Source organism: Rhizobium sp. NLR10b, assembly GCF_019685435.1.
Lineage (GTDB): Bacteria > Pseudomonadota > Alphaproteobacteria > Rhizobiales > Rhizobiaceae > Rhizobium.
The window spans coordinates 23033-48826 of record NZ_JABDWV010000026.1; the positions used below are offsets into that span (position 1 = coordinate 23033).

General features: G+C 58.2%; 28 protein-coding genes and 4 pseudogenes. 16 read left to right on the top strand and 16 right to left on the bottom strand.

Features of this window, described 5'->3' with window-relative positions; genetic code table 11:
• Positions 1–34: 34 nt before the first annotated feature.
• From HJB91_RS28860 to HJB91_RS31315, 4 genes are all read left to right on the top strand, one after another.
• On the top strand, positions 35–976 hold the full coding sequence (locus tag HJB91_RS28860) for a GlxA family transcriptional regulator (protein WP_221156671.1): 942 nt from the start codon (positions 35–37) through the stop codon (positions 974–976).
• Positions 977–1429: 453 nt separating this feature from the next.
• Positions 1430–1897 (top strand): hypothetical protein, encoded by a 468-nt coding sequence (locus tag HJB91_RS28865; RefSeq protein ID WP_221156672.1) that lies wholly within the window; start codon positions 1430–1432, stop codon positions 1895–1897.
• Between the two features lie 58 nt (positions 1898–1955).
• Positions 1956–2474, top strand: a complete 519-nt coding sequence (locus HJB91_RS28870) for a MarR family winged helix-turn-helix transcriptional regulator (RefSeq protein ID WP_259669982.1) — start codon at positions 1956–1958, stop codon at positions 2472–2474.
• Between the two features lie 134 nt (positions 2475–2608).
• On the top strand, positions 2609–2956 hold the full coding sequence (locus HJB91_RS31315; RefSeq protein ID WP_409079596.1) for a c-type cytochrome: 348 nt from the start codon (positions 2609–2611) through the stop codon (positions 2954–2956).
• A 119-nt stretch (positions 2957–3075) separates the two neighbouring features.
• On the opposite strand, the gene HJB91_RS28875 is transcribed toward HJB91_RS31315, so the two are convergent.
• On the bottom strand, positions 3076–4218 hold the full coding sequence (locus HJB91_RS28875) for an alpha/beta fold hydrolase (protein ID WP_221156674.1): 1143 nt from the start codon (positions 4216–4218) through the stop codon (positions 3076–3078).
• A gap of 16 nt (positions 4219–4234) precedes the next feature.
• Complete coding sequence (locus HJB91_RS28880) at positions 4235–4705, bottom strand: GNAT family N-acetyltransferase (protein WP_221156676.1); 471 nt, start codon at positions 4703–4705, stop codon at positions 4235–4237.
• 206 nt (positions 4706–4911) lie between these two features.
• Between HJB91_RS28880 and HJB91_RS28885 the strand changes: the two genes are divergently transcribed.
• Together HJB91_RS28885 and HJB91_RS28890 are read left to right on the top strand one after the other, a co-directional pair.
• Positions 4912–6117, top strand: a complete 1206-nt coding sequence (locus tag HJB91_RS28885; protein WP_221156678.1) for an MFS transporter — start codon at positions 4912–4914, stop codon at positions 6115–6117.
• Between the two features lie 128 nt (positions 6118–6245).
• A complete protein-coding gene (locus HJB91_RS28890; RefSeq protein WP_221156679.1) occupies positions 6246–7505 on the top strand; it encodes an MFS transporter in 1260 nt (419 codons plus the stop codon).
• A gap of 33 nt (positions 7506–7538) precedes the next feature.
• On the opposite strand, the gene ftrA is transcribed toward HJB91_RS28890, so the two are convergent.
• Positions 7539–8594, bottom strand: coding sequence for a transcriptional regulator FtrA (gene ftrA / locus HJB91_RS28895; RefSeq protein WP_409079598.1), 1056 nt, complete (start codon positions 8592–8594; stop codon positions 7539–7541).
• A gap of 72 nt (positions 8595–8666) precedes the next feature.
• Between ftrA and HJB91_RS28900 the strand changes: the two genes are divergently transcribed.
• Together HJB91_RS28900 and HJB91_RS28905 are read left to right on the top strand one after the other, a co-directional pair.
• Positions 8667–9047 carry a nuclear transport factor 2 family protein gene (locus HJB91_RS28900; RefSeq protein WP_221156681.1) on the top strand — a complete coding sequence of 127 codons (381 nt, stop codon included), beginning with the start codon at positions 8667–8669 and terminating at the stop codon, positions 9045–9047.
• Between the two features lie 31 nt (positions 9048–9078).
• Entirely contained in the window at positions 9079–9678 is a 600-nt protein-coding gene (locus tag HJB91_RS28905) for a gamma carbonic anhydrase family protein (protein ID WP_221156683.1), read from the top strand.
• Between the two features lie 59 nt (positions 9679–9737).
• Here the strand turns inward: HJB91_RS28905 and gstA are convergent, their stop codons facing one another.
• A complete protein-coding gene (gstA, locus tag HJB91_RS28910; RefSeq protein ID WP_221156685.1) occupies positions 9738–10355 on the bottom strand; it encodes a glutathione transferase GstA in 618 nt (205 codons plus the stop codon).
• 98 nt (positions 10356–10453) lie between these two features.
• Between gstA and HJB91_RS28915 the strand changes: the two genes are divergently transcribed.
• From HJB91_RS28915 to istB, 6 genes and pseudogenes are all read left to right on the top strand, one after another.
• Positions 10454–11311, top strand: a complete 858-nt coding sequence (locus tag HJB91_RS28915) for a LysR family transcriptional regulator (protein WP_221156687.1) — start codon at positions 10454–10456, stop codon at positions 11309–11311.
• Positions 11312–11673: 362 nt separating this feature from the next.
• Positions 11674–12237, top strand: a complete 564-nt coding sequence (locus HJB91_RS28920) for an alpha/beta hydrolase fold domain-containing protein (RefSeq protein ID WP_311044451.1) — start codon at positions 11674–11676, stop codon at positions 12235–12237.
• Between the two features lie 10 nt (positions 12238–12247).
• Positions 12248–12580: pseudogene (locus tag HJB91_RS28925) on the top strand (amidohydrolase family protein); the annotation flags it as partial.
• Positions 12581–12661: 81 nt separating this feature from the next.
• A complete protein-coding gene (locus HJB91_RS28930; RefSeq protein ID WP_221156708.1) occupies positions 12662–13504 on the top strand; it encodes an alpha/beta fold hydrolase in 843 nt (280 codons plus the stop codon).
• A gap of 61 nt (positions 13505–13565) precedes the next feature.
• The gene (locus HJB91_RS28935) at positions 13566–13835 is read left to right on the top strand and encodes a DUF1275 family protein (protein ID WP_221156691.1); all 270 of its coding nucleotides are present in this window, start codon (positions 13566–13568) and stop codon (positions 13833–13835) included.
• A pseudogene (gene istB, locus HJB91_RS28940) lies at positions 13817–14529 on the top strand (IS21-like element helper ATPase IstB). Before HJB91_RS28935 ends, istB begins: the two are co-directional and overlap by 19 nt.
• Positions 14530–14592: 63 nt before the next feature.
• Here the strand turns inward: istB and HJB91_RS28945 are convergent.
• Positions 14593–14769: a hypothetical protein gene (locus tag HJB91_RS28945; RefSeq protein ID WP_221156716.1), complete on the bottom strand. Its 177-nt coding sequence runs from the start codon at positions 14767–14769 to the stop codon at positions 14593–14595.
• Positions 14770–15095: 326 nt separating this feature from the next.
• On the opposite strand from HJB91_RS28945, the gene HJB91_RS28950 reads away from it, so the two are divergent.
• Positions 15096–15836, top strand: a complete 741-nt coding sequence (locus HJB91_RS28950) for an SDR family NAD(P)-dependent oxidoreductase (RefSeq protein WP_221156710.1) — start codon at positions 15096–15098, stop codon at positions 15834–15836.
• A gap of 278 nt (positions 15837–16114) precedes the next feature.
• Here the strand turns inward: HJB91_RS28950 and HJB91_RS28955 are convergent, their stop codons facing one another.
• From HJB91_RS28955 to HJB91_RS28980, 6 genes are all read right to left on the bottom strand, one after another.
• The gene (locus tag HJB91_RS28955) at positions 16115–16351 is read right to left on the bottom strand and encodes a hypothetical protein (protein ID WP_207244664.1); all 237 of its coding nucleotides are present in this window, start codon (positions 16349–16351) and stop codon (positions 16115–16117) included.
• Positions 16352–16477: 126 nt separating this feature from the next.
• On the bottom strand, positions 16478–17992 hold the full coding sequence (locus tag HJB91_RS28960) for a GMC family oxidoreductase (RefSeq protein WP_221156712.1): 1515 nt from the start codon (positions 17990–17992) through the stop codon (positions 16478–16480).
• 28 nt (positions 17993–18020) lie between these two features.
• Positions 18021–18968 (bottom strand): alpha/beta hydrolase, encoded by a 948-nt coding sequence (locus tag HJB91_RS28965; protein ID WP_221156693.1) that lies wholly within the window; start codon positions 18966–18968, stop codon positions 18021–18023.
• Positions 18969–19137: 169 nt separating this feature from the next.
• Positions 19138–19872, bottom strand: coding sequence for a pirin family protein (locus tag HJB91_RS28970; protein WP_221156695.1), 735 nt, complete (start codon positions 19870–19872; stop codon positions 19138–19140).
• Positions 19873–19977: 105 nt separating this feature from the next.
• Positions 19978–20946 carry a LysR substrate-binding domain-containing protein gene (locus tag HJB91_RS28975; protein ID WP_259668684.1) on the bottom strand — a complete coding sequence of 323 codons (969 nt, stop codon included), beginning with the start codon at positions 20944–20946 and terminating at the stop codon, positions 19978–19980.
• 237 nt (positions 20947–21183) lie between these two features.
• Entirely contained in the window at positions 21184–21501 is a 318-nt protein-coding gene (locus HJB91_RS28980) for a hypothetical protein (protein ID WP_221114140.1), read from the bottom strand.
• 488 nt (positions 21502–21989) lie between these two features.
• On the opposite strand from HJB91_RS28980, the gene HJB91_RS28985 reads away from it, so the two are divergent.
• Positions 21990–22607 carry an isochorismatase family protein gene (locus tag HJB91_RS28985; RefSeq protein WP_221114139.1) on the top strand — a complete coding sequence of 206 codons (618 nt, stop codon included), beginning with the start codon at positions 21990–21992 and terminating at the stop codon, positions 22605–22607.
• A 433-nt stretch (positions 22608–23040) separates the two neighbouring features.
• Here HJB91_RS28985 and HJB91_RS28990 read toward each other — a convergent pair whose 3' ends face one another.
• From HJB91_RS28990 to HJB91_RS29010, 5 genes and pseudogenes are all read right to left on the bottom strand, one after another.
• Positions 23041–23325, bottom strand: a complete 285-nt coding sequence (locus HJB91_RS28990) for a DUF1330 domain-containing protein (protein WP_221156697.1) — start codon at positions 23323–23325, stop codon at positions 23041–23043.
• A 52-nt stretch (positions 23326–23377) separates the two neighbouring features.
• Positions 23378–23924: pseudogene (locus tag HJB91_RS28995) on the bottom strand (flavin reductase family protein).
• 57 nt (positions 23925–23981) lie between these two features.
• Positions 23982–24731, bottom strand: a complete 750-nt coding sequence (locus HJB91_RS29000) for an SDR family oxidoreductase (protein WP_221156714.1) — start codon at positions 24729–24731, stop codon at positions 23982–23984.
• Between the two features lie 148 nt (positions 24732–24879).
• Positions 24880–25650, bottom strand: a pseudogene (locus tag HJB91_RS29005) (helix-turn-helix domain-containing protein); the annotation flags it as partial.
• Positions 25602–25794 (bottom strand): hypothetical protein (locus tag HJB91_RS29010; protein ID WP_221156699.1); only part of this gene is annotated, 193 nt, incomplete at its 5' end. The pseudogene HJB91_RS29005 and the gene HJB91_RS29010, both read right to left, overlap by 49 nt.

Genomic DNA, 25794 nt, shown 5'->3' on the forward strand with positions numbered 1-25794 from the left:
CTACGTTCTTAGGACATGCGCTTTGGAGGGCTTAATGCCTCACGTTTCCATGGTGCTGACGCCGGGCTTCCAGTTTCTGGCGCTCGGCGTGCAGGCCGCCTTCGAGCTGGCCAATCTGTTGCGGGATGAGACTTATTACACCCTTTCGATCACCTCGGTCGAAGGCGGACCTGTCATGTCATCCAGTGGTTTTGCCGTGCCGACGACCAAGCTCAACGACGTGGGACAGGTGGACACGCTGCTTCTTCTGGCGGGCCTCGTACCCCCTCCGCAGCAGGATGAGACGACGCTCGCGACTTTACGCGCGATGGCCAAGGCATCGCGACGGGTCGCGGGGCTCTGCACCGGATCGTTTCTGCTAGGGCAGATGGGCTTTCTCGACGGACGGCGCGCCACCACCCACTGGTCTTATGCCAAGGAGATGCGCAAGGCCTTTCCAAATGTGCGGGTTGAGGACGACCGTATCTTCATCAACGAGGGGCCGGTCTGGACATCGGCCGGCCTGACCGCGGGCCTGGATCTTGCCGTGGCATTGATCGAGAAAGATCTGGGACGCGACGTGGCAAGCGCCATCGCCCGACGGCTGGTGATGCATCATCGCCGCGCCGGGGGGCAGTCGCAGCATTCTGAATTGCTGCAACTCGCGCCCAGCAGTGACCGCATTCAAAAGACGCTTATCCATGCAAAGACCCACCTCGCCAACCTGTTGACCGTCGAAGAACTGGCTGAGGTCGCGGCACTCTCGCCCCGCCAGTTCAGCCGTGCCTTCCATGCCGAAACGGGCCAGACGCCTGCCAAGGCCGTCGAGCAAATCCGCCTTGAGGCCGCTCGCCTGATGATCGCGGAGACCCGTCATCCCATGGAGAAGATTGCGCAAGAGTGCGGCTTCGTCGATCTTCGGCGCATGCGCGATGCGTTCATGCGCCAGTATGGACAGCCGCCGCAGACGATCCGACGGCTGGCAAAAGCCGCCTGAGAATAGCCGCGGAGGTAAAGCTCTTGATGCGGATCGAACCACTGACCTTGATGTTCAACGATCCCCGAACAGCTTAAACATCTGGCATTTTGATCATGAAGCATTGCAGCGTAGGTGATCAGTAACGTCGACTTTGCTCTTTTAACCGAAAGTCAGACGTGACGATGCGCTGAACGATTTCAACTCACTAAGCGATTTTAGCGAGCGCCCTTTATCGATGGATGCCGCAAATTCGGCGCGATGGCAACCACCGGATTGTGAGAAGCACTCAGTAAGTAAGAGCGAGGTGTTAGGTTTCGCGCAGCACACCTGGACGTCGGAGCATGTCGTAACTCTCTATGAAAAGATTCTTGACATCGAGATATATATTATGATTGAAGGCATCAACAGTTTTCTGATGGGCGGCATCAAAACAGAACGTTCGCCGAGTATGAACCAACGGGCCAAATCGGCATGCTTTTAAAGATCCTCGCATATTGCGCTCTTGCGACCCTCTGTGCCGCCACGGGAGCGACCGCTACCGAACTGCCGAAGCGGCAATCAGGCCTATGGGGGTTCGAATCTCCGGATAATCCGTTCATCAACGGTTCTCTTTGCGTTGACGATACAAACACTCACTTTATAGACACCGATGTCTGGAACGGATTTGATCAGGAGTGCAAAACAACCGACAGTGAAACGGACGGGGCAGCCGGGGAATTGCGAGCGATCTGCCACTCCCCTGCGACGGGCGAAACAAAGCTCACCGTGACGTATGACGGTGATTTTCAGAAATACTACCGGTACGCAGTCGTCGCTTTGTTCACGGGACTTGATGGTAAAGAGGACAGCTTTTCCTCAATTGGCGAAGCAACGTTCCTGGGACAATGCCCTGGCGACATGAAGGCGGGATCACGAAAGCCTGGCTTGAGACCTTCGTGAGGAGCGCTAATACATGCTACTCTCTTTCCAGCAAGCTTCTTGAACTCGAGTTACGTTAATGAGTCATACCATCAACAATCTGGACGCTGCCTCGGCAGCAGCCGAGCAATGGCGGAAAGAGCGTCCGGACATTGATCCCTTTCCCATGGAATTGCTCGGGCGGCTGGGCGAAATTACCCTACTCATCATGCGTGATCGCCTCACTCCGTTTTTTATGGAGCATGGCTTGCAAAGCGGGGAGTTTGACGTTCTGGCAACGCTGCGCCGCTCAGGCGCACCGTACGAACTTACGCCTACCCGGCTTTATGAATCCGCCATGCTCTCCTCCGGCGGCATGACGGCTCGCATTGACCGGCTTGAGCGAGAAGGCCTGGTGGAGCGGCGGCGCCATCCGACCGATCGACGTGGCATACTGGTGGCACTGACACCGAAAGGTGTCTCTTTGATCGATACCATGCTTGCAAAGCATGTCGAAAACGAGCGTCTCGCATTGGCGGGATTGACGGCGGCCGAGCAGCAACAGTTCAACGCCCTGTCGATCAAGCTACTTGCGGGCTTGAGGTTGAAAACATCGTAGTCACTTCTTCCGGGCACCGCGCCCAAGTCATACACGCTTCTCCTGACGGGAATCAAACGAAGCAAGGACAGTCCAAATTGTCTGCAATTAACCGATCCCGGTTTTTCGAATTATATGTCGCTTCGGGAGTTGCCTTGACACTCTTCCTTTGCGGGGGATCATCCGCTTCTGCCGACGGTGGAAACGGTAAGCGGCTCTATTCTGAAAGATGCGCCATATGCCACGGAACAGATGCGAAAGGTACGGGACCTCTGGCTGACAAAAGTGTTCCACCAACGCCAGACCTCACCACTGCCACGTTCAGGAAGCGCCTGTTCGACTACCCGGGTGTCATTGTATCATCGGTAATCCTCCGCCCGAACGGAAATCTGATTCCTGACACCCTGCGAGCCAACGGTGTAAAACTACCGTCCCATGCGTGGACGGTTAACGATTTTCGGGACTTGAACGAGTACCTGACCAAGGTGATTTTAGAGCACTGATTTCTTTCATCGATAGATTCCCATCCTGCCAGCAGTACAAAAACCGGAAGATGTTTAACTGACATGTCCTCCTCGTCCTTTCGTTTGAGAAGGTGAGACCCCGGCGGGACAACTTGCCATCAACGCAGATCGCCCACACGGATGTTTTCCAGCCGCACGGTATTCACAACATCGAGAACGGCGGCAACCACCACATCGGGCCGAGCGAACTGGATGTAGTGTCCGGAATCCGCCAGCAGCTGGTGCCGGCTGCGCGTTGACCAGGAAGACTCGTCTTCATGCAGCTTCCTCCAAACCTCACGACGACGTGTGTCGTCATGCCGTGACATGTTCTCTGCTTTTAGAGCGTCGTTGCTGAGCGGCGCCATTGCCGTGAGCACGAGCAACGGACGATCACCCAGCGTGCGGAGACTGCCGGCCTGCTCCAGACTACGATCGACGTTCAAATTCTCGGACACCACGGCCGCCAGCGATGTACTGATAAAGGCCTTCGCCTTCTCTGTGACGTGTACCGGAACATCATGTGCTCCGTCAGCCGTCGCCATGAGGCGGATGATCCCGGTCCGTGCAAGGCTCGCCGCGAACTGCATGGCCTCACTGGTGGAGTCCAGCTGGCCGTTTGCGCCTTCGGCGAATCGGGCGACCTGATCCGGATGCGAGGCGCCGACGAACACCAGGCCCGCCACTTGATCGCCGAATTTCCGGGTGTAGGCCATGCTGTAAGGTCCACCGATCGAATGGCCGACCAGAACGAAAGGTCCCTTCTCCCCGGCATTAAGCAGAACGGCCTGAAGATCCTCTGCCACGGCATCGGCGTGCTGCGGCGAGGACTTCGGCTCGCTCCACATAATTCCGGCGCGATCATAGGCACAAGCGCGGGTCACGCGGGCGACGCTGTCGTGTACCTTAGCCCACGAAAGCGTCCCGTAACCGTCCAGTCCCGCCTCGAAAATGACGGCCGGCGATCCCTGTCCACGGCAATCGAGGTGGATATTGCGTCCTCCGATGTCAATCAGTCTGCCCGGGGTCGGGTATTTTGCCCAGGTCCAATGCCGCGACAGCATCTCGTAGACATAGCTCACGGCGACCGGCAGAACGACCAGCGCAACCAGGCCCGAGGAAAAGAGCTTGAGTGAGAGCTTCATATAGACCGCCGGAATGGTCGAGAGATCTTCAGTGCCATGATATGGCTCCGTGAGAGAGGACATAATATTGCGAAGAAATTCAGAGCTCAGGTCCGGGAACGCGATGGCATCGGGCATAGACTGGAACGGGAGCTTACAAGGGTTTGACCATCCGAATAGATTCGGCCATGAAACCCTCACGCTCGTAGAAGTGGACAGCGCGCTTATTGTCGGCGAATACGTCCAGGTTCAGAAACCTGTATCCCTGTCGGCGCGCCCACATCTGTGCTTCATTGATCAGCCGACGGGCTTCACCTGTTCCTTCAGCTTCCTCAACAACGCCGATGATGGCGACGTGGCCGCATGCCTCATCGGTTACCCCATCGCGACCTGGGATCAGATGGACGTATCCAAGCGCTCGATCTTCAGCGGTTACAGCAATGAGAGTCAGCGCGCCCGGAGCGGCCTCCTCCAAGGTCGAGGCGATAAATCTTTCCTGGAAAACTTTCATCGTGTCGAGCGTGTGCCAGGAGGGACGTGGCACGCTATAGAAACGAGGCGCAAGACCAAACAGAAACGCTTTATCGCCTGCGGTCGCGTCTCTGATCGTGACGGTGTGGGACAACTCCGGATCCTCACTTACTTTCGGGCAAGCTGGTGAGAGCTGGACGTTTCCCAGGCACCCCAGCATCTCCATTGGAAACGGGTCGATACCAGGAGGCTTCCGGTCTCCACTGCGCTGCCGCAGATGCTGCCCGGTCCAGGTTCTTGAAATCTTCTTCCATATGATATATCTCGATATTAAGATTCTTTCTGTTGCGATAATATCATATGCATAATTCAGACATCGATCAACCACACATCGCTCAGCGGTTTTTCACCTCGAACACTTTTGCAATTATCGCCGTTGTCGCTGTTGCGCTGAACTTGCGGCCGGCACTTGCGGCTTTGGGCCCCGTTCTCGACCGGATCGAAGCAGGATCGGACCTGACATCGACCGGCGCTGGGGCGCTGACGACGCTTCCGGTTTTTCTGATGGGCCTGGGCGCACTGGCCGGCTCTTCCCTGCAGCGATGGACAGGAGAAGGACGAGGCATTGCTTTCGGGGTGGCGATCATCGCGCTTGCCTGCGTAGCCCGGCTCTTCTGGTTTTCCAGCGCCGGGCTTCTTGCCAGTGCGGCGGCAAGCGGTCTGGGCATTGCTGCCGTTCAAGCGTTGATGCCTGGGTTCATCAAGCGGGTCTTCCCGCTCGATGCAGGCCGCATCATGGGATTGTACTCAACCGGCATCATGGGGGGCGCAACCCTGGCAGCCGCGACAGCCGCCGGGTTGTCCCGTTTCGTGGGCTGGGAAGCAATGCTGGGACTGTGGGGACTGCCTGCGCTCCTTGCCCTTGTTCTGTGGCAAGGGGCATCGTCTTCGTATGCCTCCGTGCAACGGACGGTATTCCGCCAAGCCGTTGGTCGACCACCGTCACGAAGCGGCAGAGCCTGGCTTCTGCTCGTTTTTTTTGGCGTAGGCACGGGCGCCTATACGCTTGTCCTGGCATGGCTGCCACCCTTCTATGTTCAACTGGGGCGCAGCGAAGATGTCGCCGGCTATGTGCTCGCGGGTCTTACGCTGATGGAGGTTATAGCCGGTCTTGCTGTATCGGCATTCATCAACCGCTTTCCTGATCGGCGGGGACCGCTGGCCGCCGCTCTCTGCTCCATCCTCGGGGGCCTGATCTGCCTTATCATCATGCCACTGACTTTGGCCCTTCCGGCGATGATCCTGCTTGGGCTGGGGATCGGCGCGCTGTTTCCTCTGTCGTTGATCGTGACACTCGACCACGCCGACGAACCGGCAAGTGCCGGTCGGCTCTCGGCCTTCGTCCAGGGAGGCGGCTACATGATCGCAAGCATCATGCCCTTTGCAGCCGGTTGGTTGCGCGGCCGTTCAGATGATTTGTCACAAGCCTGGGTCATGATGGCTGTCGGGGTCGGTCTGCTCATCCTGCTCGCGATCCGATTCTCTCCCGAGGAGCGCATTATTTGACCGCATTCGCGACAAACCAGACCACAACGCTTTGCGTTGCAAAAGATCCCCCTATCATTTGATCCAAGAGACCGGAAGTTTCAAGAATGCGGTTATGCCGCCCCGACAACAATATTGATGAGGGTGCAATGAAGCAGGAGAAACAACGACTGAACTACGTCCTGTTTCTGGTTGCAGGATCAGGACTTGTGACCATCGCACGCGCAATGACGCTCTCGTTCCTGGCCATCAGACTGCAACAGTCGTTCGGGCTCGGTCCTGCCGTTATCGGTGCGCTGCTTGGTATTGGTCCGCTGTTGGGCGCTGTCGCGGCTCCTTTCGCTGGTTCCCTGTCGGACAGGGTCGGTCGCAGGACTATGCTGACGCTCACCCTGTTTTCAATGGCGTTTGCGCTGATCGGTATGGGATTGGCTGAAACCGTCGTCGCCTTTTGCTTTGCCCAGGTCGTTGCCGCAGTCGCGCTCGCGATCTATGAGCCGATATCGCGCGCGTTGATGAGCGACGTGTGCCCGCAGCCGCTGCGCCTCAAATATTTCTCATGGCGCTACACTGCGACGAATGCCGGCTGGGCCATCGGCCCGCTGATCGGCATTGCCGCGGGTGCGGCCTCCACCACTCTTTTCATCATTGCAGGCGCTGTCTATGTGGCGTTCGCCATCGCCTTGCAGCTGTTGCATGTGCCCATCTATCAACGTGATGAAGTTCCTCAGGCAACCGCACCCATCCCATTGCTGGAGAGCCTTAGGGCTGCGATCCGCGATCCCCGGCTGGCCCTCTTTGTCGGTGGCGGCACCCTGCTGATGGCGGTTTATGGCCAGTGGTCAGCGACGCTCGCTCCGTACCTCACTAGCCATGTCGCTGGAGGCATGGAAATTTATGCCTATCTCGTTTCGATCAATGGCGCAGTTGTCCTGATTGGGAATCCATTTGCCCGCAGGTTCCTCGAACGCGCGGGCGCTCTCAACGGCCTCGTGATCGGCTGCATTTTGTTTGCCTTGGGTGAAATCGGCTTCATGAGCGCCGCCGGGTTTTGGGGGCTGGCGATCGCGATGGTTGTCTTCACGATCGGAGAGATTCTGGTTGTGCCCTGCGAATACATGCTGGTCGACGGAATTGCGAACGACCGAAACAGAGGCAGCTATTTTGGTGCTCATTCGTTCTCGACTGTCGGCAACTTCATCGGACCGACACTCGGCGGCGCCATGCTTGGTGCGTTTGGCGGGGCTGGCATGTTCCTGCTGTTTGCCGGTTTTGCGGGGCTCAGCGCCATCTTATTCGCCGTTGGCACGCGCATGCCGCCTCCGAAAGTGGCAGCACAGCAATCCCCGGCGGGTTCATCGGAAGCTACCGTCGAACCACATATTCGCGGCATATTTCTTGTCGCATGAATCGTGCAGTCGCGGGGACGGTGTTCACCTCAATTAAATTGGAGAAATTTGATTGGTGCGCTTGAGGCGCGTCTGGTCATTTACCGGCCGTTGGGCAAAACGATTACGGTAAATCACGGGGCTGACCCCATAACATCGACCAAACTGAAGTCTCAGGTTTTCGGCGCTTCCAAGTCCGGTCACTCTGGCAATCTCATCAGGTGCGGTAGTACTGGTTTCAAGCAGGATGCGGGCTTGCTCCAGCCGCTCCCTCAGGATCCACTTGAGCGGGGATAAACCGGTCAGGGACTGAAAGCGACGCTGAAAAGTACGCTCGCTCATACCGGCGTGGCGGGCGAGAGAACTGATTGTGTGCGGATCTTGAAGGTTGGCCAGAATGTGATCGAGGATCGACGACAGCCGATCGGCCTCTCGCCTCAATGGCACGGGCCGCTCGATGAACTGGGACTGGCCGCCCTGACGATGGCTGTACATCACCAGGCGGCGCGCCACGCTGTTGGCAAGCTCCGCCCCGAAATCCGTCCGGACGATATGCAGGCACAGATCGATGCCAGCCGAACTGCCCGCCGATGTCAGGATGTCACCCTCATCGACATAGAGACAGGTCGCGTCCATCTCGATGGCAGGATAGCGGCGGGCCAGGTGCTCGGCGAAACGCCAATGCGTCGTGGCACGGCGGCCATCGAGCAAGCCTGCAGCTGCCAGCACGAAGGCGCCGCCGCAGATGGAGACGATCCGGGCGCCGCCCCGATGAGCGCGGACCAGGGCGTCACATATCTGGTCGGGCACAGGCGCATCGGGCCCGCGCCAACCGGGGACGATGATCGTTCCTGCCTGATGCAGATCGCCCTCAGTGCCTGTCGCAGTAATCGCCAGACCACCGCAGGCTTGAAGAACCTGATCCTCCAGCGAGACAGATTTGAACTGATACCAGCCGGGTCCTGCCTCCGGCCGATGCAGTCCAAAAACCTCGGCCGTGATGCCGAACTCAAAGGTACAGAGACCATCATAGACGAGGCTGACCACACGCTTATTTGCAGGAAAGGATTGGATCTCGTTTTTTGGCATGAATGCCGTCTTATCTGGCAATTCTGCCACTGGCAACTCGCGTTGTCGGCGTGCGACACGGGTCACTGGCCAACAAACCACGGAGGAAGCGCAATGAACCGCGATACCGAGTTGCTAGACGCAATACAGACCTATTTCGATGCCCTCTACGCCTGCGATCTCATACTCTTCGACAAGGTCTTTCATCCCGCCTGCAGCCTGTTCGACGCGGACGAAGGCACAATTACGGTTGACCCGATCGCCGACTATCGCCAGGTGATCGCAAAGCGTGAATCTCCCGCAAGCCGCTCGCAGGATCGCGAAGACGAGATCATCCTGATTGACTGGCTTTCGCCGGCTGCGGCCACCGTAAAGGTGAGGTTGCGGATTCATGCGAACGTCTTTGTCGATCATCTTTGCTTCGTGCGGGGCGTTGACGGCTGGCGGATCGTTGCCAAGGTCTGGCATCTCGAAAGTATACGGGCATCCTTGTAGTGGCCAAGATAGAAGCAGGAGATCAAGAACCATGATTTTGTCGTACGAAGAACGGTCGCCATCAATCGATCCGGAGGCTTGGGTTGCTGAGGACGCGACGGTCTGTGGCGATGTTGTTATCGGCGCAGGTAGCAGGATCATGCATGGCGCTCGCCTGGTGGCGGAAGCCGGGGGGTCCATACGCATCGGACGCAATTGCATCGTGTTCGAGAACGCGGTTATCCGCGCCACCAGTCGCCATGATTGCTCCGTTGGGGACCACTCTATCGTTGGTCCAAACAGCCATGTGGTTGGCGCCCAGATCGACGCCGAAGCTTTTGTCGCCACCGGAGCCGCCGTGTTCCACGGGGCGCAGATCGGACATGGATCGGAAGTCCGCATCAACGCAACCGTGCACCTGCGAACGCGGTTGGAACCGGGCTCGACCGTGCCGATCGGATGGGTCGCTGTCGGTGACCCCGCGCAGATTCTGTCGCCGGATCAGCACGAAGCCATCTGGGAAATCCAGAAGACATTGGATTTTCCTGGCTTCGTCTATGGCGTGGATAGAAGCGCGCCCGATGTGATGAAAACAATCACCTCGGGCTTGTCCGACACTCTTGGAAGGCATCGACGCGAAACCGATTGTTGATGTCGCGGCCGCACCGCGCGGCGCACGTCGGCCCTCGCCTGTTCTACCAGGCAGTTTGCTCATGCCACGAACGGGACTGCGGCTTCCCGTTCCAGCGCCGCCGCGACCGAAGGGCGAACCTCAATCCGCCGCATGTAAGCTGCGACTTTCGGCCAGTGGCCGAGGTCGATGTCAAAGCCCTTCATCCAGCCGAGGACCGTGAAGAGGTAAGCGTCCGCGACCGTGAAGCGGTCGCCCATCAGATACTCCCGCGTCGCGAGACCGGTTTCGATGAGATCGAAGCGCCGGGTCAATTTTATCTCGAAGAGATCCCGTACCGTCTCCGGCAGGTCTCTGTTGAACAGCGGGCTCGATCCAGCATGGATCTCGCTGGTGACGAAGTTGAGCCATTCCTGGAGCCGGGCGCGCTCCACGGTGCCATTGGCTGGAGCCAGACCCAAACCCGGATTCAGGTCCGCCAGATACTGGAGAATCGCCGGCCCCTCGGTCAGAACGTCCCCGGTGTCGAGCGCGAGCGCCGCCACGTAGCCTTTCGGATTGATGGTCAGGAAATCGCCAGGCTCTGACATGAGCTTTGTCTGGTTGTCGACCCGGACGAGATTGTAGGGAAGCCCCAATTCCTGCAGCACGATGTGGGGAGCGAACGAGCAGGTGGCACTGGCGAAATAAAGTTTCATAGGAGGTTTCCATTGTTATCGGCGGTTGGCGGACATTGACAGATCCCCTGGAATAAGAAAAATTACTGCCTTAGATTTCTGATATAAGCGTTGCTACTATGAACCTGACCCAAATCCGTAGTTTGATTGCGGTCGCCGAGGCGGGAAGCTTTACCGCGGCAGCGACGAATGTTGGCGTCACGCAATCAGGCATGAGCCAGGCGCTGGCGATGCTGGAGGAAAGCTTGGGCGTGAAGTTGTTGGCGCGCCACCGGCATGGTGTCGAACTCACTGCTTTTGGAGAGCGAGCGCTCGACCATGCCCGCGCTGCTTTGGCGCATCTGGACGCCATCGGAAAGGAGGCTGCCGAGGCCGCCGGCGAGGAAGCCGGCTCCGTTCGGATCGCGGCCTTTCCGAGTGTTTTCTCCACTGTGCTGCCGCCTCTCCTGCGACGCTTCCGCTCCCTCCATCCAGGCATTGAACTGATTGCACTTGAAACGGATGACAGGGAGGTCGAGGCCTGGCTTGAGGCCGGATCCATCGATGTCGGCGTCGTCCTCAACCCGCGAGCGGACAGCGATGCCGTAGTGATTGGACAGGATGCGTGGATCGCTGTTCTACCAACGGCGCATCGCCTTGGACGACGTGAAACCATCTCGCTCGCTGACTTGGCTGCGGAACCGTTTGTGCTCGCTACCGGGGGGTGCCACGTCCATGCCCGAACCCTCGCCGAAGCAGCCGGCCTTTCGCTCGCAGATGTGCGAATGGAGGTGCGGGACTGGACCAGTGCGGTGGCGCTGGTCAGGGCAGGTGTGGGCGTCAGCCTCGTACCGGAATCGACCCTACCCGAGAAACGGAAAGGCCTCCGGACGGCGCGGCTCGATCCGTCGTTGTGTCGCCGCTTCGGTTTGGTAGCGTCCCGGGTGCGCAAGAATGGGCGGGCGGCAGACCTCCTGATTGAATTGGCCCGGGGATGAGAGCCTGCTAACGGGTCTTCAAGTCATCTAGCCCTGATCCTTTGTCCTTACATGGCAAAGATTACCAAGGACCGAGCGCTAGCCTTGGCGCTCATATAGGCTCAAAGCTGAATCACTAGGTACTACAGCTCTTGAAGGGATGCGAACCCGCGGCCCGTCGGGTACGCCGTCTTGCAGCAGTTGAAGAGCTCCGGACCAGACGCGGTGGATCGGCAGGGTCACATCCGTTGGAAACGCCACTGGTCCATCGTGCGGGTACGTCTCAATCTTCGGCGCGTCTTTCAACCGGCATCGGCCGACTTGCGCTGCTCAGGGCCACCGGAGCAGCCGCGCACCGTCACAGTCAACCTGCGCTTCCCATAGTGTATAGAGCTGTCGCTGAATTCCCGTCAAACGTACGCTGTGGCAAGCTATCAATCTTCTGTTCCTTGACCCGTATAGCTGTCGCTGGGGACGGCATTGGCGGAAACATTGCTGCGTCGCTGTGCATGATGGCGAAAGACCGCAGCGGTCCCGTGATCTTGCTCCAGATCCTCTTCAATCCTGCCCTCTCCGACAAGTTTGATACACCGTCTTACCAGTCCTTCGCCGAAGGACCCTGGATGACGGAAAAGCTGATGTCGCAGTTTTTTGACGAGCTTGCACCATCGGCGAGCGTGCACGTACCGTCCCCAAAGGACGCGTCTATTCGCAGCCTTGAAGGGATGCCGCCAACATTGATCATGACGGCTGAAAACGACGTGATTAGAGATGAAGGTGAGGCCTATGCGCGTAAACTGATGCAGGCCGGAGTAAGAGTGAGCGCGGTAAGGTTCCTGGGCACGATCCATGATTTTGCAGTACTGGACCCGCTGGCAGATACCCCGGCCGCACAAGGAGCCGTTTCGTATGCCGTAGCGGCTTTGAAGAGCGCGTTCGAGCGATGACCCTGCGGCTCGCGCCGGGGCGGTTGAGAAAGGCGTCAATGTCTCCGCCGGAACGGATGCAACGCGCGTCGCTTCATACAATCCGTGGGTGTCCCTCTATTGGATGGTCACTGGCAAGACGGTCGGCGGCATGCAGCTCTATCCCCGCGCCAACTGCCTCGACCGCGAGACGGCTCTGCGCATGTGGACGGAAAAGGTCACCTGGTTCTCGAACGAAGAAGGCAAGAAAGGCCGGATCGAAGAAGGTCAGTTCGCAGATCTGATCGTGCCAGATAAGGACTTCTTCGCTTGCGCGGAAGATGAGATCTCCTTCCTCACCTCTGACCTCACGATGGTCGGTGGCAAGGTGGTCTATGGCGCCGGAGTCCCCGGCATCGCTTTCTCCAAATCAGTATCCAACTTCAGCAAACAAGGAAATTTTGAAATGTCAGATGGTTTTGTAACCACGAAAGATGGTGTGAAGATCTACTACAAGGACTGGGGTGCGAAGGACGCTCAGCCGATTCACTTCCACCACGGCTGGCCGCTCTCCTCGGACGACTGGGACGCGCAGATGCTCTTCTTCGTGCAGCAGGGCTACCGTGTCGTCGCGCACGACCGTCGAGGCCATGGTCGCTCTGCGCAAGTGTCCGACGGCCATGACATGGACCATTACGCAGCAGACGCCTCGGCCGTGGTCGAACACCTGAATCTCAAGAACGCCGTCCACATCGGCCATTCGACCGGCGGCGGCGAAGTCGCCCGCTATGTGGCGAAGTTCGGCCAGCCACAGGGACGCGTGGCAAAGGCGGTACTCGTTAGCGCCGTTCCACCGCTGATGCTCAAGACAGCGTCGAACCCTGGCGGCCTTCCGATGGAGGTCTTCGACGGCATCCGCAAGGGCGTCGCCGAAAACCGCGCGCAACTATTTCTGGATTTCCCGTCCGGGCCCTTCTATGGCTTTAACCGCCCGGACGCCAAGGTCTATCCCGGCGTTATTCAAAACTGGTGGCGCCAGGGGATGATGGGCAGCGCAAAAGCCCATTACGACGGCATCAAGGCCTTCTCGGAGACCGACCAGACCGAGGACCTCAAGAAGATCTCCGTCCCGACCCTCGTCATGCATGGCGACGACGACCAGGTCGTTCCGATCGCCGACTCCGCGGAACTTTCGGTGAAGCTTCTCAAGAACGGAACGCTCAAGGTCTATAAGGGCTATCCGCATGGAATGCTTACCACGCACGCCGATGTAATCAATCCGGACCTCCTCGCCTTCATCAAGGCATGAACGCCTTTTGCCCGCCCTCCAGCTCGGATGGCGGGCCATTCTTTCTGCTGAGGAGATTTACATGAAACGCATGCCGCTATCCGTGCTGCTGAGCTTCAATGGTGGCTACGTTGACACCGCAGGCTTTCTCGCACTCCAAGGATTGTTCCCAGCTCACGTAACCGGAAACTTCGTCACGCTCGGCGCGACTGTAGCGATGGGGAGTTCTGGCGCTCTTCCCAAGCTTTTGGCACTGCCAATGTTCTGCTTGGTGGTCCTCATGTCCAGAATTGCCGGTCTTCTTCTTCACCGGGCGGGAAAACCTGTCCTGCGCTGCTTGCTCACGGTGTAGGTCGTCCTGTTGTTCGCGGCTGCGGCTTTTGCCATCGTCTACACCCCCTTCGGCGCGTCCACGCCGATCATGTCGGCTACCTGTTCCGGCTCTCCGAAAGGGAGATGATCGAACGGGATCGCCATAAGGTCGAACGCCGGATCAAGGCTGCTAAATGCCCTGTCGTGAAAAGCCTCGACAGCTTCGACTTCGCTGCCATCCACAAGCTCAACAAGATGCAGGCTGCGAATGGATCGAGCGTCGGGACAACGTCATCGTTCTCGGCCCCAGTGGAACCGGCATGACGCATGTGGCGCTCGGCCTCGGGCTGGCGGCCTGCCAAAAAAGCCTCTCTGTCGGCTTCACCACAGCGGCCGCTCTGGTCAGTGAAATGGTGGAGGCCCGTGACGAGCGGCGTCTGCTCCGCTTCCAGAAGCAGATGGCCACCTACAAGCTGCTGATCATCAACGAACTGGGCTTCGTGCCGCTGTCCAAGACTGGCGCGGAATTGCTGTTCGAGTTAATCTCACCACGCTACGGGCGCGGTGCCACCCTGATCACCAGCAATCTTCCATTTGACAAATGGACCGAGACCTTGGGATCCAAACGTCTGACCGGCGCGCTGCTCGATCGCATCGCCCACCATGTCAACATTCTCGAAATGAACGGCGACAGCTATCGTCTCGCCCAAAGCCGAGCCCGCAAGGCAGGCTAAAACTCTTCTCAAAAAATCGCCGCCCCGGCATGAGCCCCGCTCGGGCTACGCCCTCCCGGGGGCTCATGCCGGCGCTATGGTGGCCGACTTTTGCTCCGCTCCGTGGCAGGTTTTTAATCCGCCGTTGACAAAAGCGAACCCCAGCTCGCGTTTCCATTGCTCATTTTTGGTTGCGATGAGTTCGGCAACCGCCAGGTTAACCCCTCCGAAGCCGATGAGCGAAACATTGTAGATAGTCATGTAAAGCCTCCATCAGTGTTATCCACGAAGGCTCCCATTGCCAACTTACGTTAGCATTTCGACCAAACTGCTTACCGGAGTGCCCACTTCTGTGCACTCCGCACGGGGGTTGACCAACTCAACATTCCAGAACGTTCACGGCCAATACGTGCGATCTCTGACGTCTCTAATTGTCCAATGTCATGGACGCTAAGTTATGTTTTTGCTATCTTCTGAGACGCGCGGTGAGTGACTAACTTCTTGCCATGAGAACGGGAAAAAGCGAGGCAGCCGATCCATTCGGCTCGAGCGCTGGCCGGCCTCATCATCAAAGAAGGAGCCAAGTTATGAAATCGCTTACAGGTAAACGTGCCTTTGTCACTGGCGCCAGCCGCGGCATCGGCGCCGCAATCGCACGCCGCTTCGCAGCGGAAGGCGCATTTGTCGCCATCGGCTACGAGCGGTCAGCCGAGGCCGCCAACGCCATCGCCAACGAAATTGAAGCAGGCGGCGGCCGCGCCGTCACAATCCAAATGAATGCTGCCGACCCGATCTCGATCAAGAAGGCGGTTGACCAGGCCGCCTCCGAACTTGGCGGCCTAGATGTCCTCGTGAACAATGCCGGCATTATCAGCTACGGCACGCTCGAAGAGGTCACTCTTGAGCAAATCGACGCCATGCTGCACGTGAACGTGCGGGCGGTCATCCTCGCGAGCCAGGCAGCGCTGCCCCACATGTCTGACGGCGGCCGTATCATCTCGACCGGCAGCAATCTGGCCACACGCGTGCCGGACGCCGGCAAGGCTTTGTATTCCGCTAGTAAGGCAGCGTTGCTCGCCTGGACGCAGGGCACAGCCCGCGATCTCGGCCCGCGCGGTATCACTGTCAACCTCGTGCATCCTGGCTCGACCAATACTGACATGAACCCCGCCGACGGTCCTCACGCCGAAGCCCAACGTCAGCGCATGGCCATCAAGCAATATGGTCGGGCCGAGGATGTCGCCGCAGCCTTTGCTTTCCTCGCAACCGACGAAGCGCGGTCCATCAACGGGACGGGTATCGTTGTGGACGGTGGAGCAAACGCATGAACTCCGCCGGCGACCATTCCGAACATCTCTTGAACAAAGCCCTGCTTTTGCTGCACCGGCGATAACAATCGTTGTTGCCTCCGTATTCATCGTTGTCGGGCTCCTTCCCCTGGTTTCGCAGGATCTGCGCATCCCCCTTGCAAAGGAGGGAGAACTGGCGGGCTGGTGGGCATTTCGGCGGCGGTCGCCGGTCCCTTCGTCACGTTGCTTGCGAGCTGGATGGCGCCGCGGGTAGGCGCTTCGCCGAAGGAAGCTTTGCTGGTCGCTTGGAACAGTAATTATGGCAAAGCTGATAGCGACGCCATACTCGCCGAAATCGGGATCGCCGGCTGAGATTGCGATTGTATCCACCGACGGACATCGGCGTCCTGCAAAAGACGCATCAAATCATCTATCTTCGCCTGCGTAACCTGGGCGGGTGCCGCGATCGACGAAGATGAATTCTTCTCAAAGAGCGCCTGGGCCGAAGACGCGGAAGCGATGAGCAGAAAGAACAATACGGTGAGCCATCTCATCGGAATTCTCCAATAGCTGTCAATCTCGGGCCTCGACCCGCACTTTGGCAAAGAGATGCCGGGGCACCCTCTCGTGACGCGCCGGCATAGATTCAGGTTACCCGATCATTCGTTTGGCTCGTTCGATCAGAGCCTTCGACTGATCATCTCGGCCATCATGATCGTGGTCACATTGGTCGGTGCTGAAACGATATCGGGCATGATGGATGCGTCGACCACATGCAGGTTTTCCGTACCGCGGACTGCTCCATTCTCGTCAACGACGACGGTAGGATCTTCGGCACTTCCCATCGGAACGGAGGACGTGGGGTGAGAATAGCCGTCGACCTGCTCGATGATCGCTTTCTCTAGCGAAGCGTCGTCATCGACATCCTTTCCAGGGAACATCTCCATCTCGATCATGTCGCTGAAGGGTGCCGTTCTGCCGATCCGGCGCGACAGCTTTACGGCTTCCATCATCCGGCGCAGATCGCTTGGATCCTGGAAGAAGTTGAAGCGGATCAGCGGCATGGCGCGTGGATCGCGACTAGCAAGGCGGATCGATCCGTTGGACTTTGGCAGTGTTACCGAGCAGGCAAGCACAATCGCACCGCCCGTCGGACTTTGAGCCGGGTCGAAGATATGCGTTCCCGAGACGTGTAGATCGAGCTCATCCGGGCCAGCCTCGCTGGAATTGGTCCAGACAATGGCCCCTGCCGCTGGCGTCATCGAACTGGCATCCGGCTTCAGAGCGTAGATATTGTAGTAGAATGGGTGTTCCTTCAGCAGGTTTCCAACGGGTGCGTCAACGACAACCGGAATATCCAGCTCGCGCAGATGCGAGGACGGCCCAATACCGGAGCGCATGAGGATAGCGGGGCTGCCATAGGTCCCGGAGGACAGGATGATCTTGCCGCCGGTGATCGTCTCCCCGCCGATGAGCTTGATGCCAATGGCACGACGCCCGCTAAGGAGGATGGAATCGACCTCGGCATGCCCCATAACTGTAAGGTTCGGCCTGCAACGCACATCGTCCGTTAGGTAGGCCATGCCGGTGTTGATCCGGCGGCCATCCACGACGTTCAGCGGATAGGGCGAAACCCCGTTCTGCTCGGCACCGTTGAAATCGCTGATACGGGCGAGGCCTGCAGCTTCCGCCGCCAACACGAAGGCTTGCATCGACGGCGTATTTTCTCCCATCGTTCTCTGTCGGATCGGGAACGGACCAGAACGACCGTGCCAGGCGTCATCTCCGGTCGGAGTATTCTCGAGCGATTTGAAGACTGGCAGGACGTCTTCAAAGGTCCAGCCCTTGACTCCGCGAGCTGTCCAGCGTGCGAAGTCGGACCTGCGCGCACGCATTGCGACAGCCGCATTGACAGCCGAACCACCACCGAGAACCTTGCCGCGCAATGCCCTGACATCATGCCCGAGACCAAAATGATCCTGCGTGCGGTAGCCCCAGTCATGCTCCGCATCGCCACCCACGCGGTTCGCATTAGCGATGACGTCGGGAAAGTCGGCGGCCGCATAGGCCGGGCCGGCTTCGATGAGCAGGACCTTCCTGCTGGCATCTTCGCTCAATCGGTTCGCCAGAACCGCGCCGGCAGAACCTCCTCCTGCGATGATGACGTCATATGTGGTAACGGTTGGCATATCCATCTCCTCTAGCAGTTGGCCCAATTTCGCCTCAACCACGGTTGAAAGCGGCGAGCATGAACTGTGCTGCACGGTCGAGTGCTGTTCTGGCGCTCTCGATATGCTCGACGTCGAGCTGGAAAACGTGGTGCATGCCTTCCCAGATCTCGAGCTGGACAGGGACGCCAGATTGAGCTGCGCGGTCGGCGAATTGCCGGGAGTCATCGAGCAGGCGCTCATCGGTGCCGACCTGGATCAGCAATGGCGGCAGTTTTTTAAGATCACCCAGCAGAGGCGACGCCAGCGGATCGGAGGCGCTGAACGAGCCGATATATTTTTGGGCGCAGTCCTTGAGGTAGTCATAACCGATCAGCGGATCGACAACGGATTGATCCACCATCGAAGCGCCAGAGAGGGTCAGATCAACCCAGGGAGAAAACACGACGCCGGCGACTGGCTTCACGTCCGAGTTCCCGTTGCCGAGTTGCGTCAACGTCACCAGCGAAAGTCCGCCGCCGGCAGAATCGCCGACGATAGCGATTTTTTGGAAGCCCTGAGCGATAAGCCAGTCCCAGGCAGCTAGTGCCGTGTTCGGCGCCGTCGGCAAAGACGCTTCAGGCGCAAGTGGATACTCGAGGATGAAAGCCGGAACCCCGGTGCGGGCAACGATCTGGCTTACAAAACCGCGATAGGCTTGCGACGAACCAAGAACGTAGCCGCCACCATGGATATAGAGGAATGCCTTGGAGGTGCTTGCCTGTTCCGGACGAACCCACCAGCCGCTGACGCCACCCTCATCGACAGCTTCGAAGCTTACGCCGTCCACAAGTGGGCTTGCCGAGATGAACGCTTCGTAAGTGGTGCGCAGGTCGCTCGTGGCCGATGCCCAGAAATCAGCAAACCGCTGGCGAAGGGCGTCTTCGCGGGCACGCTCTACGTCCGAAATCGTGACGACTTCGGTCTTGGCCTTGATATCAGTGGTCTTCAGAATATCCAGCATGGTCTTACTCCGTTTGTACCGCTCGTCCGGCGGCGTTCGAGGATTAGGATTTCGGGATTGCCCGATGTAAAGTCGCCGTCGAAGGCGCCTTCAGGCGCCGCCGTTGGTCTTCATCCAAGGCAGGATTCAGGGGATCGGTTTTGCCGCGAGAAGTACGAAATGAGCCTCTTCATTGGCCTCGATGTGAACTTCCGTTTCCGATCCTGCAGCCACCGTCGTTGCGGTTCCTGCAGTAAGGTCTCGGCTCTCGCTGGCCGCTTTGAGCGTGATCGTGCCCGAGACGGCATAGATCCATGCCCCCCCGGCCCTCCGGCATCAGATGTGAAAACTGTCCGCCTGAATGGAGGAAGCCATCCAGCATGGTCATTTCCTCCGGCGTTCCCTGGGCACCGGCGACGTGACCGCTGCGGCCAAGAACGACGCGGATACGAAAGTCCGGCGTTTCGATGACTGGCATGCTAAGCGCTTCCACATGAAGCGCTCGGGCCGGTTCCCTCTTCAGGCGCTCCGGCAGATCGACGAAGATTTGCAGTGCGTGGGTTCTTCCACCTTCCTCGGGCTTTTCCTCATGCACTGCACCGCTCGCCGCAGCCAACCAGTAAAGATCTCCTGGCTTCAAGGCGACATTATTCCGGAGTGTATCCCGGTTCAGAAACGCCCCTTGGGAATCTTCGAAGATAGCGGTGACAGCTGATATACCTTTATGAAGATGCGGGTCGAAGGTAGGGGCCGTCATGACAAAATGATCGATCATGAGAAGCGGGTTCATCCGACCATCGAACATCTTCTCGGAGAAGTGGATTGCGACGAATCCGCTGCCGATTTCACGTGGCAAACCGGTGACGATCGCACCTATTCTCGCCGCATCATCCCGCGGGATCTCAAATGTTGCAGCCGTTTGCATCTCGTTCGCTCCGTTGACAGGTGTCTGCCAACGAATTTGCGGCCAACTGCATCGGACGAGAAGTCGCTAATGTCCCAACCTTGCGTTCAAGAAACTGGACGATCCCTATAACAAGACTGCTTTCGGAAATTCCGCAGCCAGATGATCGAGAAAAGCGCGAACCGATGGAAGCAGGCCTTGCCGGTAAGGAATAAGTGCCGTCAGTGTGGAATCGCCTGCTAGCCAATCCGGCAGGATGCGCCTGAGGGCACCGGATTGAACTGCTGCCCTGGCGATGTAACCTGGTAGAGCGACCACACCAATTCCTTTGATGGCCGCTTGCTGAAGACCAACCATGTCGTCTCCAATCAGTCGGGGTGTCAGCGGCACCACAACTTCGTCTCTCGCCTGGCGCGCATGACGTAATCGCCAGACCGGCGAAACCCCGGTCCTCATCATGAACAGCGACGGATGAGTCTGGAGATCTTGAGGGCTTTTTGGAGCACCATTTTTTTCGATATAATCAGTTCCGGCAAAGAGATACCAGGGGGCGGGCGCAAGCGTCCGCTGGACGAGGTTGGAATCGGGAAGAGGATCGGAATGCGCCCGGACCGCGAGGTCAAAATTCTCACCGACGATATCCACCGTGCGGTCGGCAGCATGGGCGAAGATATTGACCTTGGGATACTTCACCAGAAAATCGGCAATAATATCCGCCATGGCAAACTGCATCGTTGCGACACCCGCCGTGCAGCGCACAGTGCCGGTCGGCTCGGTTAGCCGGTGCCTTATTGTCGTTTCCGCCATTTCGGCTTCACGCAGCATGGCGACGGCGTGGCGATAAAAGTCGCTTCCCGCGTCCGTCATACCGAAACGGCGTGACGTTCGGTTGAGCAAGCGGACCCCGAGTTCCTTCTCGAGCTCCTGCATACGGTGGCTGAGTGTCGACTTCGGCACCCGAAGTGTTCGGCCAGCTGCCGTGAAGCCTCCGCGATCGACGATTTGCACATAGTAAAAGAAATCATTTAAATCGAGCATCACACATCGTTCATTTGGTCGGACGTTGCGTTGTAGTTTTGACGGTTTTTGAGCCATTCGTCCAGACACTAGCTAATGCCGGATACTGAATTTGAGGGATTTGCTGTCTAAGGGTCGCGTTAAACGACTCTCTTGTTCACCTACCCGCTAGCGAGGAAGCCGATGTCTGCAGGCCATGAGCCACTAGCTCGCATTGACACGGTCTTGAGGGTTCGTCCCGAGCTCCAGTACTTTTGTCATTTCAGGCTCGTGGAGCCTATCCCATCCCGATGCAGGCTCAGGATGGGCAGCATTTCATATCGTCATCAGGGGCGATGGAGAGCCCGGATTTAAGCTTGTCACGCTCAAGGCAGGAGATGTGATCTTACCGCCACAGCCTGCAGACCAAGGGATGTAAGGCGCCTGCACAATCGCCATTGAGATACCGGGCGGACCGTGCCCTGTGGCGAAATCGGCGATCATTTGGTCAACGTATTCGCCGTGGCGCTGCAGATTGGTGTCACCCCGTACGATCGGCAGATGCGGAGCCGATGCGGCCTGAGAAAAAGCCGGAACGGAGAAGCTTGCTGAGGCAGCCAGAGCTGCCTGCAGGAGGTTTCTAGTGACGGTCATGGTTTGATCCTCTGGCGCAAGGGAATGCCTTTGGCTGCATCGGGTCCGATGCCCACTTGCGTAACGTTGATTTTAAGAGTGCTCGAAAGAAAAGTCGATTGGGAGCGTGGTCCCTGTTCAGGCTTTAGCGATGACAGAGTGTGAGAACTTCGTGCATTTGGTTCGTCTGCTCCTTGCGTTGCGATGAACAAAAGTTAGGAAGAACCTCAGGCATTGTGGATGGCCGTGCCGCCCATTCTCTTGTCCCAGAGGATCGTTTTACGATGGCCAAGTGCGGTCGAGTTCAGGCGCGTCTACGATCGGGCCGACCCGACAGATCTGCATTGAAACGACGAAACTAACATCACGCCGTCGTCCAATGGGTAGGACTTTAGGTTGCGTTTTTGCTGACTTTTGGGCTGCTCGTGACAAGGCTAACTTATCCTGGTCACGAACGAAATGAACCGCCGCGAGTGAGCTGAGCGGTTGAGTTCAAAAGGAGAAACGCAATGACCAACCGCACCTACGAACCTCTTACCGCCGACAATGCCGCCGTCATTCTGGTCGACCATCAGGTTGGTCTCATGACAGGCGTGCGTGATTATTCCACTGGCGAACTCAAACACAATGTTGTCGCGCTCGCAAAGGCGGCGAAGGCCTTAAACCTGCCGATCGTCGTCGTCACCACGGCTCGCGACAGCATGTGGGGGCCGACCATTCCCGAACTCGTCGAAGCGCTGCCGGGCAGCGAGATCATCGACCGTTCCTCGGTCAATGCTTATGACGACGAACGCGTCGCCAAGGCAATTGAGGCAACCGGCCGCAAGAAGTTGATCTTCGCGGGCATTTCTCTGGAAGTCTGCGCGGCTTTCCCGGCCATGACGGCAGTCGCTCGCGGCCTCGACGCTTATGTTGCGGTGGATGCTTCGGGCACCTTCAGCGAAACCAAGCGGCAAGCGGGCCTCCTTCGCATGCAGCAGGCGGGCGTCATCCTGTCCGACTACGCCACCCTCATGGTGGAGATCCTCAAGGATAACGGCCGCCCGGAAGCCGGAGCCGTCTACGCCGCCCTCGACATGCCCTGGGCCACTCTTGTCGGCCAGGTCGCCAAGGCATACGGCAAGTAAATCCCAACGACTATATCCGACCATCACGCGTCGCGAGACCTGTTCGCCTGAGCGGCTTAGCTAGCCGCTTCTGTCACGAACTCGACCGGTTTCGCGCTTGCGGTCACTCTTGCCAGAACTAGGAACGTTTCAACGGAGAGCTAGATATGGGCTAAGTAACAACAAACGACGGTACGGAGATCTTTTTTAAGGACTGGGGTCCAAGGGAAGCTCAGCCGAGTCTGAAGCAAAGCGCCAGTCTTCAACGACCATCCACTCCTCTGCGGTAACAGTCGACTGATGAATCTCTTAGCGGAGGCTGCCGGGCTCATGTCGCGAAGGGCCAACCAGGGCGAGGAGTGCTGAGCCGAGATCCTCAGATCTGCCCGGCTTTGCCCTGAAGAATGCTACGTTGGTCAGTTCAGCCATATCCGTGCTCCTCGCCCACGTCTGGTTACACCGCGTCGAGGGCAATAATCCTCGACTTGGCCGCAGCCTGCCACTGTGCGGCGAGCGGTGCATATTCCGGCGATGCGAAAAGCTGACGGATCGCATCCTTGTTCGGAAACTCGATGATGAGCATGTTGGTGGCGGCCCAGCCTTCCAACTCCAAGGGGCTTTCATCAATGGCGATAAGCTTGCCGCCGGCTTTGCCGACGAGCGGCAGTGCCTTCGACCGGTAGTCTTGGATAGACGTCATGTCGTGGATGTCGAGATCGACAACTAGATAGGCAGACATAGGTTTTTCCTTTTCTGTCGGGTATTTTTGGTTTCCGGGACTCACGGCGCTGTCAGGGGAGATGGCGCCATTTGACCATGCGGTCCTTGAGATCGAGCGTGCCGCCGTCGACGGTGAACGTGCCGTCACCGCGGTGATGCATCATTCGCCGCTCTTTGCGGTTCTTTGATCCAGATTCTCGTCGCCTCAAGGATGAAGAGGCTGTAACGGTCCGAGAGCCGGCTATCGACGACCCGACATTCGATGTTGGACAGGCAGTCGGAGAGGAGCGGGGCTGATACGTCCTTGGCAGGTAGGGTTTTTAGACCGAACCTCTGGAATTTATCCACCCGATCGCCCGAGCAGTTCCCGACGTCAACAACGGTTTCGGCGAGATCCAGACCGGGTACAGCTATGACACACTCTCCGGTTTCCCGCAGAGCCTGATAGCTGTGATCCCAGGGCCCAATGACACAACCGATCAGCGGCGGGTCATGCTGGATCATCATATGGAAACTCATCGTCATCACGTTGGGCTTGCCGTTATCACTCGTTGAGACCATGACGATCGGGCCAGGTTCCAGAACGCGATAAGCTTGAGATGCGGGTAATTCCTTCATGACAATCTCCCTTGAGAGGTCCCTGCATCGAGGCAGGGACCCTTCAGGACCGGTCTGTTACCAGCCCTGTTCTACTGGCAGGACAAACAGTTCAGCGACATCGACATGAGCCGGGGCCTGGGCCGCGAAGACGATGGTGTCGCCAATATCCTCGCCCTGGAGGAAGGTCATCTGGCCGGCCAGTTCATCCATCTGCTTGCGATACCCCGGATCGGTGATGTGATCGTAGAGCTCGGTGGCAACGGCGCCCGGCTGGATGCAGGTCACGCGGATGCCGTGTTTCTGGCCGACTTCCATGCGCAGGCCGTCAGAGAAAGCGGTGACCGCATGCTTTGTCGCGCAGTAGACCGAGAGGCCCTTGAAGACCTTGCGACCAGCAATTGAGGACATGTTGAACACGTGGCCGGAATGCTGCTTGATCATCTGAGGCAAAACGGCAGCCGTCGTGTTGAGCAAGCCCTTGACGTTCACATCCACCATTCGCAGCCACTCGTCGACCTTGAACTGGTCGATATCGGAGAGCGGCATCAGGCCGGCATTGTTAACGAGAATGTCGATCGAACCATACGCGTCGATCAGCTTTTTGACACCCGCGTCGACCGAAGCCGTATCGACAACGTCCAACTCGATCACAAGAGCTTCGCCACCTTTCGCTTCGATCTGTTTCTTAAGGTCTGAGAGCTTGTCGGTGCGGCGTGCAGCGATACCGACCTTAGCACCCGCTTCAGCAAGCTTTGCAGCAGTCGCCGCGCCGATGCCACTCGATGCGCCGGTGACCAGTGCGATCTTTCCGTTAAGGTTGGGCATTGTCTTCACTCCTTGTCTGAAGCCCACCACCGCGGTGGGCGTTTCGTTTTGACAAGGATGAAATTATGCCTTCCACCTCCAACCTTCTCTCGGGTCCTTGCTCGACCTGTCGCGATCTTGCTCGAAATCGCCACAGGAAAGAGAAAATCTAGCCTTGCCGGTAGTGGCTCGGCGGCAGACCAGTTTCCCGTCGGAAAACCTGGGCGAAGTGACTAGGGCTGGAATAACCGACAGACATGCCGATCTCGATGATGCTGGTACCCGTCCCCTGCAGAAGAAGCTGTGCCCGCGCAACGCGCTGGCGAATGAAGTAGCGCGAGGGCGAGAGCCCGGTCGCCTTCTTGAACAAACGACTGAAATGAAATTCGCTCATGCCGACCGTCTCGGCCAATTGGACGAGGTTGAACGGCTCGGCTAAATGTTCTTCAAGATAAGCGAAGGCCCGCCGAAGCTTAAAGCCGGGAAGTGCATTCTGGCGATCATCTGCAGCTTCACTGGCCGCGTAGTTCCGGATCAGATGCACGGCAAGGCTCTGGGCAAGACCCTGAACGAACAACTGGCTCCCCTTGCCTTCAGACGTCAGCTCCTGATGAATCAATGCAAGAAGGTGTGACAGCTGCGTGTCCTTGCCCCCCGAAATGTCGCGCAGCGCAGGAGGAGCGGAGCAGCCTAGCACTTCGTAGGCAACGCGCTCGAAAAGCGGAACTGAGAGATAAAGGTGCATGACTTGGAAAGGTGCGTCGCCGATGGCGCGCCAGCGCATCTGGTACGGTGTGGGAGAACGGGTCAGGAAGAAATCGCCCGCCGACACCGTATTGGCAACCCAGTCGCCATCCAGGTCCCGCTCCTCGACGACCGCTTCACCCGAGATCACCCAGACGATGAGTGGTTCTGCGACTGCGGGAACAAGAAATGGCTTGTCTTATGATTTCCACGCTTCTTGTTGAGATAAAGAAGCGCCGGAGAGGACGGCCATCCTTCTCCGGCGATGGGGGACGGATCGTGAAATGGCAGGTCGACGTTCTTGCGAATGCCGGGCCGAGCTAGAGTTTGATCGCCCCCA